This is a genomic window from Saliniferula longa, assembly GCF_050789285.1.
Lineage (GTDB): Bacteria > Pseudomonadota > Alphaproteobacteria > Rhodobacterales > Rhodobacteraceae > CAVPWP01.
Genome location: NZ_JBOUVX010000004.1, coordinates 229,055 through 244,810, shown reverse-complemented (window position 1 = coordinate 244,810; position 15,756 = coordinate 229,055). Strand labels below are relative to the sequence as shown.

The following is a 15,756-nucleotide window of genomic DNA, read 5'->3' as shown; positions in this document are numbered from 1 at the left end:
CTCAGCGGTTCCGCGGCGGCCGGGCACGATAGACCGGCAACCGCCAGCCGAAGGCGATGGACCCGGCGCGCAGCGCCCAGGTCACGCCGATGCACAAGGCAAGCTGCCAGAGCGTGCCGGGCAGGAACGGCGCGGCCAGGACCGCGGCCAGCGCGCCGCCGAAGGCTGCCGAGACGTAAAGTTCGCCCTGCTTCAGCACCAGCGGAACCTCGTTGGCGACCACGTCGCGCATCAGCCCGCCGAGGCAGCCGGTGATCACGCCCATCAGCACGACGATCGCCGCTGGCTGTCCCACCGCCGTCGCCGCCGCGACGCCCGCGGCGACCGCCACGCCAAGCGCCACGCTGTCGAGCCAGAGAAGGACGCGGTAGCGGCTTTCCAGCAGATGCGCCGTGAAGAAGACGACCACCGCCGCGACCGAGGCCAGAAGAAGATACGTCGGCGCCGACAGCCAGAAGATCGGATGGCGGTCAAGCAGGAGGTCCCGCACAGTGCCGCCGCCCACCGCCGTGAGGCAGGCCAGAAAGGCGAAGCCCACGATGTCAAGCTGCGCCCGGCTGGCGACCAGCGCTCCGGTCAGGGCGAAGACAAGCACCGCCGCGTGATCGAGGATCGAAAGCGCGGTCATTGCGCGGCCTTGCCCGGCTTGAAGGGCTTCATCCCCGCCCGCGCGAGTTCGTCGGCGCGTTCGTTCTCGGGGTGGCCGGCGTGGCCCTTGATCCATTCCCACCGCACCTCGTGGCGCGCCCGCGCCTCGTCGAGACGGCGCCAGAGATCGTCGTTCTTCACCGGCTTCTTCGCGGCTGTCTTCCAGCCGTTGCGCTTCCAGCCCAGGATCCAGTCGGTGACGCCGTTCTTGACGTAGACACTGTCGGTCACCACCGTGATCGTCGACGGTCGGTCCAGCGCCTCGAGCGCGTTGATCGCCGCCAGAAGCTCCATCCTGTTGTTCGTGGTCAGGGCCTCGCCGCCGCTCAGTTCACGCTCCTTCAGAACGCGTTCGCCGTCGCGGGCGACCAGAAGCGCACCCCAGCCGCCGGGACCCGGGTTCCCTGAACAGGCGCCGTCGGTATAGGCGAAAAGCTCGGTCATGCGGGAATGTCGGTCAACCCGACATGGCCAGGCAGGCGCGCGACCCGGTCCAGCCAGGCGCGCACTGCGGGGAAGGGCCCAAGATCGAAGCCGCCCTTTTCTTCGGCACTGTGGGTATAGGCGTAAAGGCTCAGGTCCGCGACGGTCGGAGCTTGCGTCGCGATCCAGTCATGCCCGGCCAACCGTCGTTCCATGATCGCCAGCAGGGCATTGCCACGATCCAGAAGCTCGGCCAGGCGCTCGGGCGTGGCCAGATGCGCGCGGTGCGGATAGGTCAGAAGTGCCGCGCGCACGGCGATGACGCCTTCGTGCTGGTTCTGCTCCCAGAACATCCAGGCCAGTGCCCGCGCCCGGTCCAGCCGGTCCGCCGGCAGCCAGTCGGTGCCCTCGGCCAGATAGCACAGGATCGCGTTCGATTCCGGGAGGCGTGTGCCGTCGTCGAGTTCGAGAACCGGAAGTTTGGCGAAGGGCAGGGTGCCCGCGCCATGGGCAGCGTCGAGTTCCGGGGTCAGGTACTCCATCCCGACATGGGTGTAGGGCAGGCCAAGGTGCGCCAGCAGAAGCCGCGCCTTGTAGCTGTTGCCCGAGGACGGCATCGAATAAAGCGTCAGCCCCATCAGATCACCACCATCGAAAGGCAGGCCACGACCACGACGGTCAGCCCGATGCGCAGGCTCATCCACCAGCGCGGCGCAAGGCCCTGCGTCCAGAACAGCCAGTCAAGGCCCAGCAGCCCGACGAAGCCCGCGATCAGGTAGATCGCCGCCGACACCGGCCCGCCGCCCACGAAGAAGAAGGCCCAGAGCGCGGGCAGCACCGACAGGGCATACCCGGTCGAGGCGACCCGGCCCTCGGCCCGGGTGGCAAAGCCCCACAGGACGCCCGACATGAACGAAAGGATCACCGTGCCATAGGACAGAAGGACATAGGGGCCGACGAAGCGCGGACCGAAGGCCTGCATCCCGGCGCCGGCCGCAGCTTCGCTGAACAGCGTGAGCGCCCCCCAGAGGAAAGGAAGAAGGCCGGCCAGGCCAAGGACAAGGGCAGAGCGAGGGATTGGGGTCATGGGGCCTTCTGCAGGTCGGCAAGCATCTGCGCAATGCGCTTGTGTCGCGTGGTCTCGGTCTTGGCCGTGGCGATCTTGTAGAGCAGCCCGCGCCGCTTGCCGGGCGTCAGCGCCTCCCAGTCGGCGGTCCGGCCCGCGGATTGCAGGGCGTGGGCGACATCGTCGGGTGTGTCGACCGCGTCCTCGGGCGCCGGGCGCAGCCGGACCTCGAAGACGTCGCCGGGTTCAAGGCCGGTCGCCGCGAGCAGACTTTTGCCGGCCCACAGAAAGACCCCGTCTCCGGTCGGCTCGGCCCGCGTCAGCGCAAGGTTCACGGGATGCTCGCCGAACTCGCCCTCGACGCGCCGCGCACCGGTGGCCTCGAGCGCTTCGGCCACCTCTCGCGGCAGGCGCAGGATGGTATAGGTCGTCTCGCCCCACAGAACCGGTTCGATGACCCCCTCGAAGGTCAGCCAGTCGCTCATGCCGGTTCGCGAAGTATCCGCGGCACCTTGAACTCGACGTTCTCCACCGCGGTCTCGACCAGTTCGACGGTCACGTCGAAGCGGTCGCGGAAGGCGTCGATCACTTCGTCCACCAGGTCTTCGGGGGCCGAGGCGCCGGCGGTCACCCCGACGGTGCGGATGCCTTCGAGCGCGCGCCAGTCGATGTCGGTCGCGCGCTGGACAAGCTGCGCATAGGCGCAACCGGCCCGCGCGCCGACCTCGACCAGACGCTTCGAGTTCGAGGAATTCGGCGCACCGACCACCAGCATCGCGTCGGCCTTCGGCGCCATCGCCTTCACCGCCTCCTGGCGGTTGGTGGTGGCGTAGCAGATGTCTTCCTTGTGCGGGCCGACGATGGCGGGAAACCGCGCCTTGAGCGCGGCCACGATATCCGCGGTGTCGTCGACTGACAGCGTCGTCTGGGTGACGAAGGCCAGTCGGGCCGGGTCACGCACCCTCACCGCCGCCACATCCTCGACCGTTTCGACCAGAAGCACCTCGCCCTCGGGCAGCTGTCCCATGGTTCCGATCGTTTCGGGGTGGCCGGCATGGCCGATCATGATCATCTGAAGCCCGTTTTCGTGGTGACGCGCGGCCTCGATATGGACCTTTGACACCAGCGGACAGGTCGCGTCGACGAAGATCATCCGCCGCCGCGACGCCTCGGCCGGGACGGCCTTGGGCACCCCGTGGGCCGAGAAGATGACCGGCCGGTCTGGCGGACAGTCGTCAAGATCCTCGACAAAGACGGCGCCCTTCGCGCGCAGCCCGTCGACCACGTATCGGTTGTGAACGATCTCGTGGCGCACATAGACCGGCGCCCCCCATTTCTGAAGCGCCATCTCGACGATCTTGATCGCGCGATCGACACCCGCGCAGAACCCGCGCGGCGCGGCAAGATAAAGGGTCAGGGGCGGCTTGGGCACGGGGCGCCTCCAGCGGGGTGGCTGATGGCGTCAAGATAGAGGGGATGCCGGAACGCGCAACCGTGACTTTGCCGGACATCGTCCTGCCGGGGGAAAAGAAGACGGCCACCCTCCCTGCCGGTGGGTGGCCGTGGATCAGCCGGCCAAGGTTATTCGGCGACGCGGTCCTGCGTGCGGTCGGCGCGTTCGGCGCGGTCGTCTTCACGATCCTCGCGCGGGGGGCGCCCGATCACTTCGCGCAGTTCGTCAAGCTCGATGAAGTTGTCGGCCTGACGGCGCAGGTCGTCGGCGATCATCGGCGGCTGGCTGCGGATGGTCGACACGACCGAAACCCGCACGCCCTGGCGCTGAAGACTTGCGACAAGCGGCTTGAAGTCGCCGTCGCCCGAAAAGAGGACGATGTGGTCCACCCGCGGCGCAAGCTCCATGGCATCGACGGCAAGCTCGATGTCCATGTTCCCCTTGACCTTCCGACGCCCCATGCTGTCGGTGTATTCGCGGGCGGGTTTCGTCACCATGGTGAAGCCGTTGTAATGGAGCCAATCCACCAACGGACGGATCGGAGAATACTCGTCGTTCTCCAGAAGCGCCGTATAGTAGAAGGCTCTAAGAAGCTTTCCCCGCCGCATGAACTCCTGCCGGAGGAGCTTGTAGTCGATGTCGAATCCCAGGGCCTTCGCGGCCGCGTAAAGATTCGATCCATCGATGAACAGCGCAAGCCGTTCGTCCCGATAAAACATCTATCCTTCCTTCCGAATAATGGCCCCTCCGTCCGCTTCGGTCGGGTGGGAGTGAGGCACCCTTCGGACATCAGGACCCGCCGCAAGATAGGCATTCGCGGTCGTTGCGCAACCGACAATTTTCCGTGTCGGACCTGTCGGGACCTCGCGGCGCATCAATTCGGCATGATCCGGGACTTGTGCCGCATTCGCCGGCTCTGCGCCTTGGGGGCAGGGGGCTTGCCATTCGTCGGCCCAGCGTCTAAATGCAGGGTTCGTTTTGCCCCCCACCCCAACGATGGAGTGACCCATGGCCCGCGTGACGGTCGAAGACTGCGTTGACAAGGTTCCCAACCGGTTCGAGCTTGTCATGCTTGCCGCGCACCGCGCGCGCGAGATCGCGTCGGGGGCGCCGATCACGGTGGAGCGCGACAACGACAAGAACCCTGTGGTCAGCCTGCGCGAGATCGCGGACGAGGCGCAGCAAGCCGACGATCTGCGCGAGCGCATGATCGAAAGCCTGCAGACCCAGATCGAGGTGGACGAACCCGAGGAAGACGCGATGGCGCTTCTGATGGGCGCCGAGGCCGACCGGCCGGTCGACGACGACATCTCGGAAGAGAAACTGCTTCGCGCCCTCATGGAAGCGCAGGAGCGCCAGTAAGGGGCGGCAAGGCCCCACACGGGCGGACGCGATGATCGATGCCTCCGACCTGATCGCGCTGGTTCGCACCTACAACCCCAAGACAGACGCCGCGCTGATCGGGAAGGCGTATGCCTATGGTCAGCGCATGCATGACGGCCAGTTCCGTCATTCGGGCGAACCCTACTTCTCGCATCCTGTCGCCGTGGCGGCGATCCTGACCGAGATGAAGCTGGATGACGCCACCATCGTCACGGCGCTTCTGCACGACACGATCGAGGACACGCGGTCGACCTATTCGGACGTGAAGTTCGAGTTCGGCGTCGAGATCGCGGAACTGGTCGACGGGGTCACGAAGCTGACCAACCTGCAACTGTCGTCGACCGAGTCGAAGCAGGCCGAGAACTTCCGCAAGCTTTTCATGGCGATGTCCAAGGACCTGCGGGTGATCCTGGTGAAGCTGGCCGACCGGCTGCACAACATGCGCACGATCCGGTCGATGCGGCCCGAGAAGCAGGCGCAGAAGGCGCGCGAGACGATGGACATCTTCGCGCCGCTCGCCGGCCGGATGGGCATGCAGTGGATGCGCGAGGAACTGGAGGATCTGGCCTTCCGCGTCCTCAACCCCGAGGCACGCGCCTCGATCATCCGCCGTTTCATCACCCTGCAACGCGAAACCGGCGACGTGATCCAGAAGATCACCGCCGATATCGAGCTCGAACTCGAGAAGGCCGGTCTTCAGGCCGAGGTGATCGGCCGCGCCAAGAAGCCCTATTCGATCTGGCGCAAGATGCAGGAGAAGGAACAGGGCTTCTCGCGCCTTTCGGACATCTATGGCTTCCGCATCATCGTGGGCACCGAGGCCGATTGCTATGCCGCGCTGGGCGCCATCCACCAGCGCTGGCGCGCGGTGCCGGGCCGGTTCAAGGATTACATCAGCCAGCCCAAGTCGAACGGCTACCGGTCGATCCACACCACCGTATCGGGCCGCGACGGCAAGCGGGTCGAGGTGCAGATCCGCACGCGCGAGATGCACGAGGTCGCCGAAACCGGCGTGGCCGCGCACTGGTCCTATCGCGACGGGGTGCGGTCGGAGAACCGCTTTGCCGTCGATCCCGCGCGCTGGATCTCGACGCTGACCGAACGATTCGAGGTGGCCGAGACGAACGACGAGTTCCTCGAGCATGTGAAGCTCGAGATGTATCAGGACCAGGTCTTCTGCTTCACGCCCAAGGGCGAGGTGGTGAAGCTGCCGCGCGGGGCGACGCCGCTGGACTTCGCCTATGCGATCCACACCCGCATCGGCGACAGCTGCGTGGGTGCGAAGGTCGACACGATCCGCGTGCCGCTCTGGACGCGGTTGAAGAACGGACAGTCGGTCGAGATCCTGACTGCCGAGGGCCAGCGCCCTCAGGCCACCTGGATCGACATCGTCGCAACGGGGCGCGCCAAGGCCGCGATTCGGCGCAGCCTGCGCGAAGAGGACCGCGAGCGGTTCATCAAGCTTGGACGCGAACTGGCCCGCGTGGCCTTCGAGCACGTCGGCAAAAAACCCACCGACAAGGCGCTGGGCACCGCCGCCCGGCACCTTGGCCTTGAGGACACTGAGGAACTGCTGGCCCGCCTCGGGTCGGCCGAGCTGACTGCGCGCGAGGTGGTGAACACGCTTTACCCCGAACTTGTCGCGAAAAAGGGCGACGAGATCGACGCTGCGCGCGCGGTCGTCGGGCTCGAGCCCGGGCAGACCTTCAGCCGCGCGAACTGTTGCCAGCCCCTGCCGGGCGAGCGGATCGTGGGCATCACCTATCGCGGGCGCGGCGTCATGATCCACACGATCGACTGCCGTGCGCTTCAGGAATTCGAGGACCAGCCCAAGCGCTGGGTCGACCTGCACTGGCATTCCGGCAATCACCCCGCGGTCCACGCCGTCAGCCTTGACCTGACCATCGCCAACGACGCGGGCGTTCTGGGCCGGATCTGCACGCTGATAGGGGAACAGCGCGCCAACATCTCGAACCTTCAGTTTCTTGACAGGAAACCGGATTTCTATCGCCTTATCGTCGACGTGGATCTGCGCGATGTCGAGCATCTGCATTCGGTGATGCTGGCGCTCGAGGCCGACAGTGACGTGGCCTCGATCTCGCGTCATCGCGATCTTGGCCGCAAGCCATAGGGACGGAACGGGGAAACGCCTAGGTGGTCTTCAAGCGACGGACGCCACGGACCTACTACCAGATCGTCGCGGAGTCCTTCTATCCGCGGGGGGGCTGGCGGCGTGCCTCGCAATACGTGATCTACCGGCTGCGGCGTCTGCCGGACCCGGCGCACAAGATCAGCCGGGGGGTCGCAGCGGGCGTCTTCGTGTCGTTCACGCCGTTCTTCGGGTTCCATTTCATCTTGGCCGCCGGACTTGCCGTGGCGCTGCGCGGCAACATCCTGGCCTCGCTTCTGGCGACCTTCATCGGCAATCCGATCACCTTCCCGATCATTGCCGCCGTATCGATGGAAATCGGCTCGTGGATGCTGGGTTCGCCCCCGGTCCCGCTCAACCGGGTCGGCCAGGCCTTCAGCCAGGCCTTCCAGGAACTCTGGCATAACTTCTATGCCGTCTTCTCGCCCGAAGCGATGCATTGGGACCGGCTTGCCGATTTCTTCCGCGTGATCTTCCTGCCCTATCTCGTGGGCGGGATCATCCCGGGCATCGTCGCCGGGCTGGCCGCGTACTATCTGTCCTATCCGATCATCGTGACCTACCAAAAGGCACGCGACCGACGTAAACAGGCGCGGCTTGAAAAGAAGCGACGCAAGCGCGCCGAGGCCGGGGCCGCGGCGGCAGGCGCGCAGGCCGAGGAGGACAGGGAATGAAGCCGTTGGGCAGGCTGAGGCTGGGCGTGAACATCGACCATGTGGCGACCGTGCGGAACGCCCGCGGCGGCGCCTATCCCAACCCGATCCGCGCCGCGAAACTTGCCGAAGAGGCAGGTGCGGACGGCATCACCGCGCACCTGCGCGAAGACCGCCGCCACATCTCGGACGCGGATATCGAGGGGCTGATGGCGAACCTGCGCCTGCCGCTCAACTTCGAGATGGCCGCCACGGCCGAGATGCAGGCGATCGCCCTGCGCCACCGGCCGCATGCCGTCTGCATCGTGCCCGAAAAGCGCGAGGAACGGACCACCGAGGGTGGCCTTGAAGTCGCGCGCGAGGAAAACCGGCTTGCCCACTTCATCGCGCCCCTGCGCGAGGCGGGCTGCCGGGTGTCGATCTTCATCGCCGCCGACCGCCGCCAGATCGAGGCCGCCGCCCGGATCGGCGCGCAGGTGATCGAGTTGCACACCGGCGCCTATTGCGACGCCCATGCCGAAGGTCATTTCGACGCGCGCGACCGCGAGCTTGCCGCGCTGCGCGACATGGCGGCCTTCGCCCATTCGCTGGGCCTCGAGGTGCACGCGGGCCACGGCCTGACCTACGAGACCGTCGCCCCCGTCGCGGCCATGCCCGAGGTGATGGAACTCAACATCGGGCATTTCCTGATCGGCGAGGCGATTTTCCGCGGCCTTGGCCCCGCCATCGGGGAAATGCGGCGGCTCATGGACGAGGCGCGGGGCTAGGACGCGCCGTCGCGGTCGGGCCGTGCCTTCGCCTGGGCGGCGGCTTTCATGCGCGCCACGAGTTCGGCCTTCGCGTCGCGCGCGCCGAAGGGGTTGTTCGCGGTGCCCTTCGCGTTGTGCTCGACGTGCTTCGGCCCGCTCTTGCCCTGGCGGGCGGCACCGGACTTGCCGTAATCCATCTTGCGTGTTCCTTCGCTGCGGTTGTGCCGGTCATGGCCCAACCTGGGCTTGCGCACAAGTCCGGGCCCGTCGGACCCTTGCAAGGCCAAGCATTGCCCTGACACGACCCGGGGCGTATGCAGTGCCGGACCGGGCATCGCCCGACCTTGATGACCCGCGGGACAGGTGCGGATGACCCGGAACTTTCAACAGGCCGGCCATGACTTCGCCAGCGGGGTCATGATCGCCCGGGGGATGGCATGATCCTCGGCATCGGCACCGATCTGTGCAACATCGAGCGGATCGAACGCACGCTTGAGCGCTTCGGCGACCGCTTCCGCAACCGCGTCTTCACCGAGGTCGAGCAGATGAAGGCGGAACGCCGCGCCGACACCGCCGGCACCTATGCCAAACGCTGGGCCGCGAAAGAGGCCTGCTCGAAGGCGCTGGGCACGGGCCTGCGCATGGGCATCGCCTGGAAGGACATGGCCGTGTCGAACCTGCGCACCGGCCAGCCGGTGATGCACCTGACCGGTTGGGCGGCCGAGCGCCTGCGTGAGATGACGCCGCCGGGCCACGAGGCGATCGTGCATGTCACACTGACCGACGACCATCCCTGGGCGCAGGCCTTCGTGGTGATCGAGGCGCGTCCGCTTGACACGCCCTGACGGCCCTTCCATGTAGCGCGCAACCAGCGAAAGGCGGACGTGACAATGGCGGACAAGAGCGAAGGCGGCGCGGTCGTCGAGACGATCAAGACGGTCGTCTATGCGCTTCTCATCGCGGGCGTGTTCCGCACGCTGTTCTTCCAGCCGTTCTGGATTCCCTCGGGGTCGATGAAGGACACGCTGCTGATCGGCGATTTCCTGTTCGTCAACAAGATGGCCTATGGCTATTCGCGGCATTCCTGCCCGTTCTCGATGTGCGTCTTCATCGACGGGCGCTGGTTCGCCACCGAACCCGAGCGCGGCGACGTCGTCGTCTTCCGCCACCCCACCAACGGATCGGACTTCATCAAGCGCGTCGTGGGCCTTCCCGGCGACCGCGTTCAGGTGATCGACGGCGTTCTCCAGATCAACGACGCGCCCGCGCCCCAGACCCCCGATGGCGTCTTCGAGGAAATCTATGAACGCCAGGGCGCAAGCGGCAGCCTGCCGCTGTGCAAGAACATGGCTGTGGGCCTTGGCGCGGTGTGCGAGAAGGACCGCTTCATCGAGACGCTGCCGAACGGCCGCGAGCATCGCATCCTGAACGCCCGCGAGAGCCAGCTTGACAACACCGGCGTCTACACGGTGCCCGAGGGTCACTACTTCTTCATGGGTGACAACCGCGACAACTCGACCGACAGCCGCGTCATGCCGCCTGCGGGCGTGGGCTTCGTGCCCTTCGAGAACCTGATCGGTCGCGCCGACCGGGTCATGTTCTCGTCTGCTGGCCGGTCACTGTTCTTCTTCTGGACCTGGCGCGCGGACCGGTTCTTCAAGGCGATCGAATAGTGAAGCTTTCGGCGGATCTTGACGCCTTCGCGCGGCGTCTCGGCCACCGGTTCCAGGGCCCGGACCTTCTGATCCGCGCCCTGACGCATCCCTCGATCGCGACGCCGTCGCGCCCGGACAACCAGCGGCTCGAGTTTCTGGGCGACCGGGTCCTGGGCCTTGTCATCGCCGAGGCGCTGTTCCAAGCCGACCGCGAGGCGTCCGAGGGAACGCTGGCGCCACGGTTCAACGCGCTCGTGCGCAAGGAAACCTGCGCCGAGATCGCGCGCACCCTTGACCTTGGGTCGGTGCTGAAACTTGGCCGGTCCGAGATGATGTCGGGCGGGCGCCGGAAGGACGCCCTTCTGGCCGACGGGATGGAGGCGGTGATCGCCGCGGTCTATCTGGACGCAGGCTTCGAGGCGGCGCGCGCGGTGGTGCTGGCGCATTGGACCGACCGCATTGCCGCGGTCGAAGACGATGCGCGCGACCCCAAGTCGGCGTTGCAGGAATGGGCGCAGGCGCAGGGCCAGACACCGCCCGACTATGTCGAGACCCAGCGCGAGGGCCCCGACCATGCGCCGGTCTTCACGATCGAGGCACGTCTGTCGGACGGGCGCAGCGCCGTGGCCCAGGCGGGATCGAAACGACAGGCCGAGCAACTGGCCGCGCAGGCGCTATTGGAAAAGGTGAGGGCAGACGAATGACCACCACGCGCGCGGGCTTCGTCGCCCTCATCGGGGAACCGAACGCCGGCAAGTCGACTTTGCTGAACCGCATGGTCGGCGCCAAGGTGTCGATCGTCACGCACAAGGTGCAGACCACGCGTGCGCGCATCCGCGGGGTCGCCATGGAAGGCGACAGTCAGATCGTCTTCGTCGACACGCCGGGCCTGTTCCGGCCGCGCCGCCGGCTGGACCGCGCCATGGTCGCCGCGGCCTGGGGCGGGGCGGCGGATGCCGATGTCGTGGTCCTTCTGATCGAGGCGCACCGCGGGATCACCCCGGGCGTCGAGTCGATTCTCGAGGCCCTGAGCGGCCGTGTCGGCGACCGGCCGGTGGCGCTGGCCATCAACAAGATCGACCGGGTCGAGGCGCCTCAGCTTCTGGAACTCACCAAGCAATTGAACGAGCGCTTCCCCTTTGTGCGCACCTTCATGATCTCGGCCGAGCGCGGGCATGGCGTCGACGCCCTGCGCGAGTGGCTGGCGGCCGAGATGCCCGAAGGCCCCTGGCTTTACCCCGAAGACCAGATCGCAGACTTGCCGCTGCGGATGATCGCCGCCGAGATGACGCGCGAGAAGCTTACGCTGCGCCTGCATGAGGAACTGCCCTATCAACTGACGGTCGAGACGGAAGCCTGGGACGAGCGCAAGGATGGCTCGGTCCGTATCGACCAGGTGATCTATGTCGCCCGCGACGGCCACAAGGGCATCCTGCTGGGCAAGAAGGGCGAGACGATCAAGACCATCGGCCAACTCGCCCGCGCCGAGATCGAGGAGTTCCTGGGCCGCAAGGTGCACCTGTTTCTTCAGGTGAAGGTCCGGCCGAACTGGCTGGAAGAAGCCGAGCGCTATTCCGAGATGGGTCTCGACTTCTCCGACGGAAAACCGTGACGCGGCTGACGACCGACTTCTGGGTCGCGGCCTATCTCAACCGGCTGCGCCTTGCCGACATTCCGGCCTTCGTCGTTGCGAAGGGCGACGGGACAGCGGGCGCGGTGCTGGTCAAGCAGAACACCCTTGACGGCCGGGCGCGGGCCTTCCAGCGATCGTTCGACCTGACCAGCGGCGAGAGGGCGTGGATCGTGCTGACCGAAGGCACCGAGGCCGAGGTCGACGCCGCCATCTCCCGTCAGCGCGGCTTCGACCGCGATCTCTGGGTCATCGAGGTCGAGGACCGCGAGGGGCGGCATCTGCTGGACGAACCGGGCCTTTCGACATGATGGAGTGGCGCGACGAAGGCGCGCTTCTGTCGGTGCGCCGCCACGGCGAGACAGCCGCGATCATCGAGGTCTTCACGGCCGGCCATGGCCGCCACGCCGGTGTCGTGCGGGGCGGCACAAGCCGCAAGATCGCGCCGATCCTGCAACCGGGCGCGCAGCTCGACCTGACCTGGCGCGCGCGGTTGGACGAACACATCGGCGCCTTCACCGTCGAGCCGTTGAAAAGCCGGGCGGCCGATCTCATGTCGGACCGCCAATCCCTTGCCGGCCTTCACGCGGTCACAGCCCTGCTGACCTTTGCCCTGCCCGAGCGTGAGGCGCACCCGCGCCTTTACGCGCGCACCATCGGGCTTCTCGACATGATCGGCGCGACCGAAGTCTGGCCGCTGGCCTATCTGCGCTGGGAGATGGCGCTTCTGGACGAGCTTGGGTTCGGCCTTGACCTGTCGGGCTGCGCCGTCACGGGAACGGTCGACGACCTGGTCTATGTCTCGCCACGCTCGGGGCGGGCCATCAGCCGGGGCGCGGCCGGAGAGTGGGCCGACCGGCTTTTGCCGCTGAGCCCCGCGATGACGGGCACCGATACCTACGATGTGGCCCAGGTTCTGGCCGGGCTCGGGACGACGGGGCATTTCCTTGTCGCCAAGCTGGCCGAAGCGATGGGAAATCGCCCCGTGCCCGAGGCGCGCCAGCGGTTGCTGGACCTGCTGGCGCGGGCCGGCTAGACGCGGCCTTTGTCGACCAGCCAGCGCGCCGTCTCGCCCACGCTTTGGCGCGTGTCGCGGAACGCGATGCCCAGAAGCTCGCGCGCCCGCGTGGTGTCGATGCTCAGGCTCTTGCCGAGATCGTTCCTGATCGTCGCGATCGACCGATCGAAGAGGCCGAGGAAGCGCACCACGAAGTCGGGCGCCACGCGCGTCACGATCTTGCGGTCAGGCAACGCCGTCTTCACCGCGCGGGCCATGTCGGCGAACCACATGAAGCGATCGTTGATCAGGACGCGCTGGCCGATGCTTTCCGGCACGTCCAGCGCCTGTACGTGGGCCGTCGCCACGTCGCGCACGTCGACCGTACCGAAGCCGACGTTCGGCAGCATCGGGTCCTTGGCGCGTAGGACACGCTCGATCACCTCGATCGAAGTCCCGTAGTCGAGGTCGAGAGGCGGTCCCACCACCAGCGTCGGATTGATGCAGGTCAGGTCGATCGAGCCGCCGCTGTCGCGCACGAAATCCCAAGCTGCGCGCTCGGCCAATGTCTTGGATTTCGCATAGGGCGTGGCGGCCGGGCTGGATGCGTCGGACCAGTCAGCCTCGGTGTAGGCCCGGCCGTTCGACGGGCGCACGGCCGTGATCACCGCGACCGCGGACGAAGTGAGCACGACGCGGCGCACGCCCGCCGCCTGCGCCGCGCGCAGGGCGCGAAGCGCGCCGTCGACTGCCGGGCGGATGACCTCGTTCTCATCCTTGGGTTGGACAAGCGGAAAGGGCGAGGCGGTGTGGATCACCGCGTCGACGTCGACCATCGCGGCATCCCAGCCGTCATCCGACGTCAGGTCGAGCGTCACGGTCGACAGGTTGTGAAGTTTCGTGGGGTCCGACAGGGCGGTCTGCAACGACGCGCGGAGGTCGCCGGCCCGCTTCTCGGACCGGACCGAGCCGCGCACGCGGTCGCCCCGTTCGAGAAGTTGAAGCACGATGTGCTTGGCAATGTAGCCGGTGGCCCCGGTGACCAGAACTGTGCGTGGCATCGCCCGCTCCCTTGAAGTTAGTATCGCTAACTTATGGGGGAGCGGGCAAAGGTCAAGCCCGTTTCGGCCGAAAGGATCAGCCCAGTGCGGCGGCCTTCACGTCGTCGTCGATATGATCGATGTATTTCGCGAAGTTCTCGGCGAACATGCCGACAAGCTTTTCGGCCTGCCGGTCGTAGGCCTCGGGATCGTCCCAGGTCCGGCGGGGATCAAGCAGGATGTCCGGCACGCCATCGACCGTGGTTGGAACCTCGAAGCCGAAATACTTGTCCTTGCGGAACGGGGCGTCGCGCAGCGACCCGTCAAGCGCCGCGGTCAGCAACGTCCGTGTCGCCTTGATCGGCATCCGGCTTCCGGTGCCGTAGGCGCCTCCGGTCCAGCCGGTGTTCACCAGCCAGCAGGTCGCGCCGTGGCGTGCGATCTTCTCGCGCAGGAGCTTGCCGTAGACCTCGGGGCGGCGCGGCAGGAAGGGCGCGCCGAAGCAGGTCGAGAAGGTGGGCTGCGGCTCGGTCACGCCGCGCTCGGTGCCTGCGACCTTCGAGGTGAAGCCCGACAGGAAGTGATACATCGCCTGCGCCGGCGTCAGGCGCGCGATCGGCGGCAGCACGCCGAAGGCATCGCAGGTCAGCATGACGACGTTCTTCGGATGCCCCCCAAGCGCCGTCGTCGAGGCATTGGCGATGTAGTCCATCGGGTAGGCCGCCCGCATGTTCGGCGTCAGGCGGTCATCCTCGAAATCAAGCTCGAGCGTGTCGGGATCGAAGATCATGTTCTCGATCACGGTGGCGAACATCTTCGTGGTCGCGAAGATCTCGGGCTCGGCTTCGGGGCTGAGGTTGATCGTCTTGGCGTAGCAGCCGCCTTCGAAGTTGAAGGTGCCGCGCTCGGACCAGCCGTGCTCGTCGTCGCCGATCAGGATGCGGTCGGGATCGGAGGACAGCGTGGTCTTTCCCGTGCCCGACAGGCCGAAGAAGATCGCGGTGTCGACGGGGTTGCCGCGGGCATGGTTCGCCGAGCAGTGCATCGGCATGATGCCCTTTTCGGGCAGCAGGTAGTTGAGCAGGGTGAAGACGCCCTTCTTGTTCTCGCCCGCGTATTCGGTGCCCCCGATCAGGACAAGCTTCTTGTCGAAGTCGATCGCGATCACGGTGTCGGTGCGGCAGCTGTGGCGCTTGGGATCGGCCTTGAAGCTTGGGCAGTTGATGATCGTGAAGTGCGGGACAAACGAGAACAGCTCTTCCCGGTCGGGGCGGCGCAGGAGGTGCCGGATGAACAGACCGTGCCAGGCCAGCTCTGTCACCAGCCGCACGTCCAGCCGGTTCGCCGGATCGGCGCCTGCGAAAAGGTCCTGAACGAAGTAGTCCCGGCCCTTCATATGTTCGAGCATGTCGGCGTGCAGCCGTTCGAACCCCTCGGGCGTCATGGTGCCGTTGTTTTCCCACCAGATCACGTTCTCGGTCGTGGCGGTGCGGACCACATGCTTGTCCTTGGGCGAGCGTCCCGTGTACTTGCCGGTTTCGACCAGAAGCGTGCCGCCAAGACCCAGCCGGCCCTCGCCGCGCTTCAGCGCCTCTTCGATCAGGGCGGGCTCGAGCAGGTTGTAATAGACCGCGCCAAGTCCCGTGATGCCCTGATCCTCGAGGCGTTGCTTCGGGTTGACGGTTCCAGTGGTCATCTTGATCAAGCTCCCCCATGGGCCGGACGGCGCCGGCAAAAAAGGTGACAGGGACGGCGAAAGGATCAAGCCCCCCGCTGCCTTGGGCGGGTTATAATCTTGCGTGAGACGTCTTGAACAGGGCCGATGCGGGCAGTTAGCGCAACCATCTGAACGTTAGCGCAACCAAGTTCGGATACTGCGGCAATTCGGTCATGCTTCGCAATTATCTGCG

General features: G+C 66.5%; 20 protein-coding genes. 10 read left to right on the top strand and 10 right to left on the bottom strand.

The features are described from left to right. Position 1: 1 nt before the first annotated feature. The 7 genes from ACRDNQ_RS17720 to ACRDNQ_RS17690 form a co-directional block, all read right to left on the bottom strand. A complete protein-coding gene (locus tag ACRDNQ_RS17720; RefSeq protein ID WP_431830040.1) occupies positions 2-628 on the bottom strand; it encodes a trimeric intracellular cation channel family protein in 627 nt (208 codons plus the stop codon). Continuing rightward, positions 625-1,092, bottom strand: coding sequence for a ribonuclease HI (gene rnhA / locus ACRDNQ_RS17715; protein ID WP_431830039.1), 468 nt, complete (start codon positions 1,090-1,092; stop codon positions 625-627). The genes ACRDNQ_RS17720 and rnhA overlap by 4 nt, the downstream gene beginning before the upstream one ends. Then, positions 1,089-1,709 carry a glutathione S-transferase family protein gene (locus ACRDNQ_RS17710; protein WP_431830038.1) on the bottom strand — a complete coding sequence of 207 codons (621 nt, stop codon included), beginning with the start codon at positions 1,707-1,709 and terminating at the stop codon, positions 1,089-1,091. Before ACRDNQ_RS17710 ends, rnhA begins: the two co-directional genes overlap by 4 nt. Further along, positions 1,709-2,158: a DUF3429 domain-containing protein gene (locus ACRDNQ_RS17705; RefSeq protein ID WP_431830037.1), complete on the bottom strand. Its 450-nt coding sequence runs from the start codon at positions 2,156-2,158 to the stop codon at positions 1,709-1,711. Before ACRDNQ_RS17705 ends, ACRDNQ_RS17710 begins: the two co-directional genes overlap by 1 nt. Continuing rightward, entirely contained in the window at positions 2,155-2,622 is a 468-nt protein-coding gene (locus ACRDNQ_RS17700) for a YdeI/OmpD-associated family protein (RefSeq protein WP_431830036.1), read from the bottom strand. Before ACRDNQ_RS17700 ends, ACRDNQ_RS17705 begins: the two co-directional genes overlap by 4 nt. Beyond that, entirely contained in the window at positions 2,619-3,569 is a 951-nt protein-coding gene (gene ispH / locus ACRDNQ_RS17695; RefSeq protein WP_431830035.1) for a 4-hydroxy-3-methylbut-2-enyl diphosphate reductase, read from the bottom strand. Before ispH ends, ACRDNQ_RS17700 begins: the two co-directional genes overlap by 4 nt. A 149-nt stretch (positions 3,570-3,718) precedes the next feature. Continuing rightward, positions 3,719-4,309, bottom strand: coding sequence for a LabA-like NYN domain-containing protein (locus tag ACRDNQ_RS17690; RefSeq protein ID WP_431830034.1), 591 nt, complete (start codon positions 4,307-4,309; stop codon positions 3,719-3,721). A 289-nt stretch (positions 4,310-4,598) separates the two neighbouring features. On the opposite strand from ACRDNQ_RS17690, the gene rpoZ reads away from it, so the two are divergent. Genes rpoZ through ACRDNQ_RS17670 form a run of 4 tightly spaced genes read left to right on the top strand, consistent with a single transcriptional unit; the run spans position 4,599 to position 8,542 of the window. After that, positions 4,599-4,952 carry a DNA-directed RNA polymerase subunit omega gene (rpoZ, locus tag ACRDNQ_RS17685; RefSeq protein WP_431830033.1) on the top strand — a complete coding sequence of 118 codons (354 nt, stop codon included), beginning with the start codon at positions 4,599-4,601 and terminating at the stop codon, positions 4,950-4,952. 31 nt (positions 4,953-4,983) lie between these two features. Beyond that, entirely contained in the window at positions 4,984-7,104 is a 2,121-nt protein-coding gene (locus tag ACRDNQ_RS17680) for a RelA/SpoT family protein (protein ID WP_431830032.1), read from the top strand. A 23-nt stretch (positions 7,105-7,127) separates the two neighbouring features. Further along, positions 7,128-7,796, top strand: coding sequence for a DUF2062 domain-containing protein (locus ACRDNQ_RS17675; protein WP_431830031.1), 669 nt, complete (start codon positions 7,128-7,130; stop codon positions 7,794-7,796). Beyond that, positions 7,793-8,542 carry a pyridoxine 5'-phosphate synthase gene (locus ACRDNQ_RS17670; RefSeq protein ID WP_431830030.1) on the top strand — a complete coding sequence of 250 codons (750 nt, stop codon included), beginning with the start codon at positions 7,793-7,795 and terminating at the stop codon, positions 8,540-8,542. Before ACRDNQ_RS17675 ends, ACRDNQ_RS17670 begins: the two co-directional genes overlap by 4 nt. Here ACRDNQ_RS17670 and ACRDNQ_RS17665 read toward each other — a convergent pair. Then, a complete protein-coding gene (locus tag ACRDNQ_RS17665; RefSeq protein ID WP_431830029.1) occupies positions 8,539-8,721 on the bottom strand; it encodes a hypothetical protein in 183 nt (60 codons plus the stop codon). The two genes, ACRDNQ_RS17670 and ACRDNQ_RS17665, sit on opposite strands and share 4 nt — an antisense overlap. A gap of 240 nt (positions 8,722-8,961) precedes the next feature. On the opposite strand from ACRDNQ_RS17665, the gene acpS reads away from it, so the two are divergent. From acpS to recO, 6 genes are read left to right on the top strand one after another with little or no spacing between them, the layout of a single operon-like run. After that, positions 8,962-9,369 carry a holo-ACP synthase gene (acpS, locus tag ACRDNQ_RS17660; RefSeq protein WP_431830028.1) on the top strand — a complete coding sequence of 136 codons (408 nt, stop codon included), beginning with the start codon at positions 8,962-8,964 and terminating at the stop codon, positions 9,367-9,369. Between the two features lie 45 nt (positions 9,370-9,414). Further along, positions 9,415-10,197 carry a signal peptidase I gene (gene lepB, locus ACRDNQ_RS17655; RefSeq protein ID WP_431830027.1) on the top strand — a complete coding sequence of 261 codons (783 nt, stop codon included), beginning with the start codon at positions 9,415-9,417 and terminating at the stop codon, positions 10,195-10,197. Beyond that, positions 10,197-10,883 (top strand): ribonuclease III, encoded by a 687-nt coding sequence (gene rnc / locus ACRDNQ_RS17650; RefSeq protein WP_431830026.1) that lies wholly within the window; start codon positions 10,197-10,199, stop codon positions 10,881-10,883. Before lepB ends, rnc begins: the two co-directional genes overlap by 1 nt. Continuing rightward, positions 10,880-11,791: a GTPase Era gene (era, locus tag ACRDNQ_RS17645; RefSeq protein WP_431830025.1), complete on the top strand. Its 912-nt coding sequence runs from the start codon at positions 10,880-10,882 to the stop codon at positions 11,789-11,791. Before rnc ends, era begins: the two co-directional genes overlap by 4 nt. Continuing rightward, positions 11,788-12,120 (top strand): DUF1491 family protein, encoded by a 333-nt coding sequence (locus ACRDNQ_RS17640; protein ID WP_431830024.1) that lies wholly within the window; start codon positions 11,788-11,790, stop codon positions 12,118-12,120. The genes era and ACRDNQ_RS17640 overlap by 4 nt, the downstream gene beginning before the upstream one ends. Continuing rightward, positions 12,120-12,845 (top strand): DNA repair protein RecO, encoded by a 726-nt coding sequence (gene recO / locus ACRDNQ_RS17635; protein ID WP_431830200.1) that lies wholly within the window; start codon positions 12,120-12,122, stop codon positions 12,843-12,845. The genes ACRDNQ_RS17640 and recO overlap by 1 nt, the downstream gene beginning before the upstream one ends. Here recO and ACRDNQ_RS17630 read toward each other — a convergent pair. Together ACRDNQ_RS17630 and ACRDNQ_RS17625 are read right to left on the bottom strand one after the other, a co-directional pair. Further along, complete coding sequence (locus ACRDNQ_RS17630; protein WP_431830023.1) at positions 12,842-13,867, bottom strand: SDR family oxidoreductase; 1,026 nt, start codon at positions 13,865-13,867, stop codon at positions 12,842-12,844. The genes recO and ACRDNQ_RS17630 overlap by 4 nt on opposite strands. A gap of 76 nt (positions 13,868-13,943) precedes the next feature. Then, a complete protein-coding gene (locus ACRDNQ_RS17625) occupies positions 13,944-15,542 on the bottom strand; it encodes a phosphoenolpyruvate carboxykinase (protein ID WP_431830022.1) in 1,599 nt (532 codons plus the stop codon). Positions 15,543-15,756: the final 214 nt, after the last annotated feature.

Excerpts from the sequence above, each read along its gene's own strand:
- ACRDNQ_RS17720 (WP_431830040.1), bottom strand. The coding sequence starts at position 628 with ATGACCGCGCTTTCGATCCTCGATCACGCGGCGGTGCTTGTCTTCGCC.
- era (WP_431830025.1), top strand. The coding sequence starts at position 10,880 with ATGACCACCACGCGCGCGGGCTTCGTCGCCCTCATCGGGGAACCGAAC.
- ACRDNQ_RS17710 (WP_431830038.1), bottom strand. The coding sequence starts at position 1,709 with ATGGGGCTGACGCTTTATTCGATGCCGTCCTCGGGCAACAGCTACAAG.
- rnhA (WP_431830039.1), bottom strand. The coding sequence starts at position 1,092 with ATGACCGAGCTTTTCGCCTATACCGACGGCGCCTGTTCAGGGAACCCG.
- ACRDNQ_RS17665 (WP_431830029.1), bottom strand. The coding sequence starts at position 8,721 with ATGGATTACGGCAAGTCCGGTGCCGCCCGCCAGGGCAAGAGCGGGCCG.
- ACRDNQ_RS17680 (WP_431830032.1), top strand. The coding sequence starts at position 4,984 with ATGATCGATGCCTCCGACCTGATCGCGCTGGTTCGCACCTACAACCCC.
- ACRDNQ_RS17670 (WP_431830030.1), top strand. The coding sequence starts at position 7,793 with ATGAAGCCGTTGGGCAGGCTGAGGCTGGGCGTGAACATCGACCATGTG.
- ACRDNQ_RS17690 (WP_431830034.1), bottom strand. The coding sequence starts at position 4,309 with ATGTTTTATCGGGACGAACGGCTTGCGCTGTTCATCGATGGATCGAAT.
- ACRDNQ_RS17625 (WP_431830022.1), bottom strand. The coding sequence starts at position 15,542 with ATGACCACTGGAACCGTCAACCCGAAGCAACGCCTCGAGGATCAGGGC.
- lepB (WP_431830027.1), top strand. The coding sequence starts at position 9,415 with ATGGCGGACAAGAGCGAAGGCGGCGCGGTCGTCGAGACGATCAAGACG.
- acpS (WP_431830028.1), top strand. The coding sequence starts at position 8,962 with ATGATCCTCGGCATCGGCACCGATCTGTGCAACATCGAGCGGATCGAA.
- ACRDNQ_RS17630 (WP_431830023.1), bottom strand. The coding sequence starts at position 13,867 with ATGCCACGCACAGTTCTGGTCACCGGGGCCACCGGCTACATTGCCAAG.
- ACRDNQ_RS17700 (WP_431830036.1), bottom strand. The coding sequence starts at position 2,622 with ATGAGCGACTGGCTGACCTTCGAGGGGGTCATCGAACCGGTTCTGTGG.
- rpoZ (WP_431830033.1), top strand. The coding sequence starts at position 4,599 with ATGGCCCGCGTGACGGTCGAAGACTGCGTTGACAAGGTTCCCAACCGG.
- ACRDNQ_RS17705 (WP_431830037.1), bottom strand. The coding sequence starts at position 2,158 with ATGACCCCAATCCCTCGCTCTGCCCTTGTCCTTGGCCTGGCCGGCCTT.
- recO (WP_431830200.1), top strand. The coding sequence starts at position 12,120 with ATGGAGTGGCGCGACGAAGGCGCGCTTCTGTCGGTGCGCCGCCACGGC.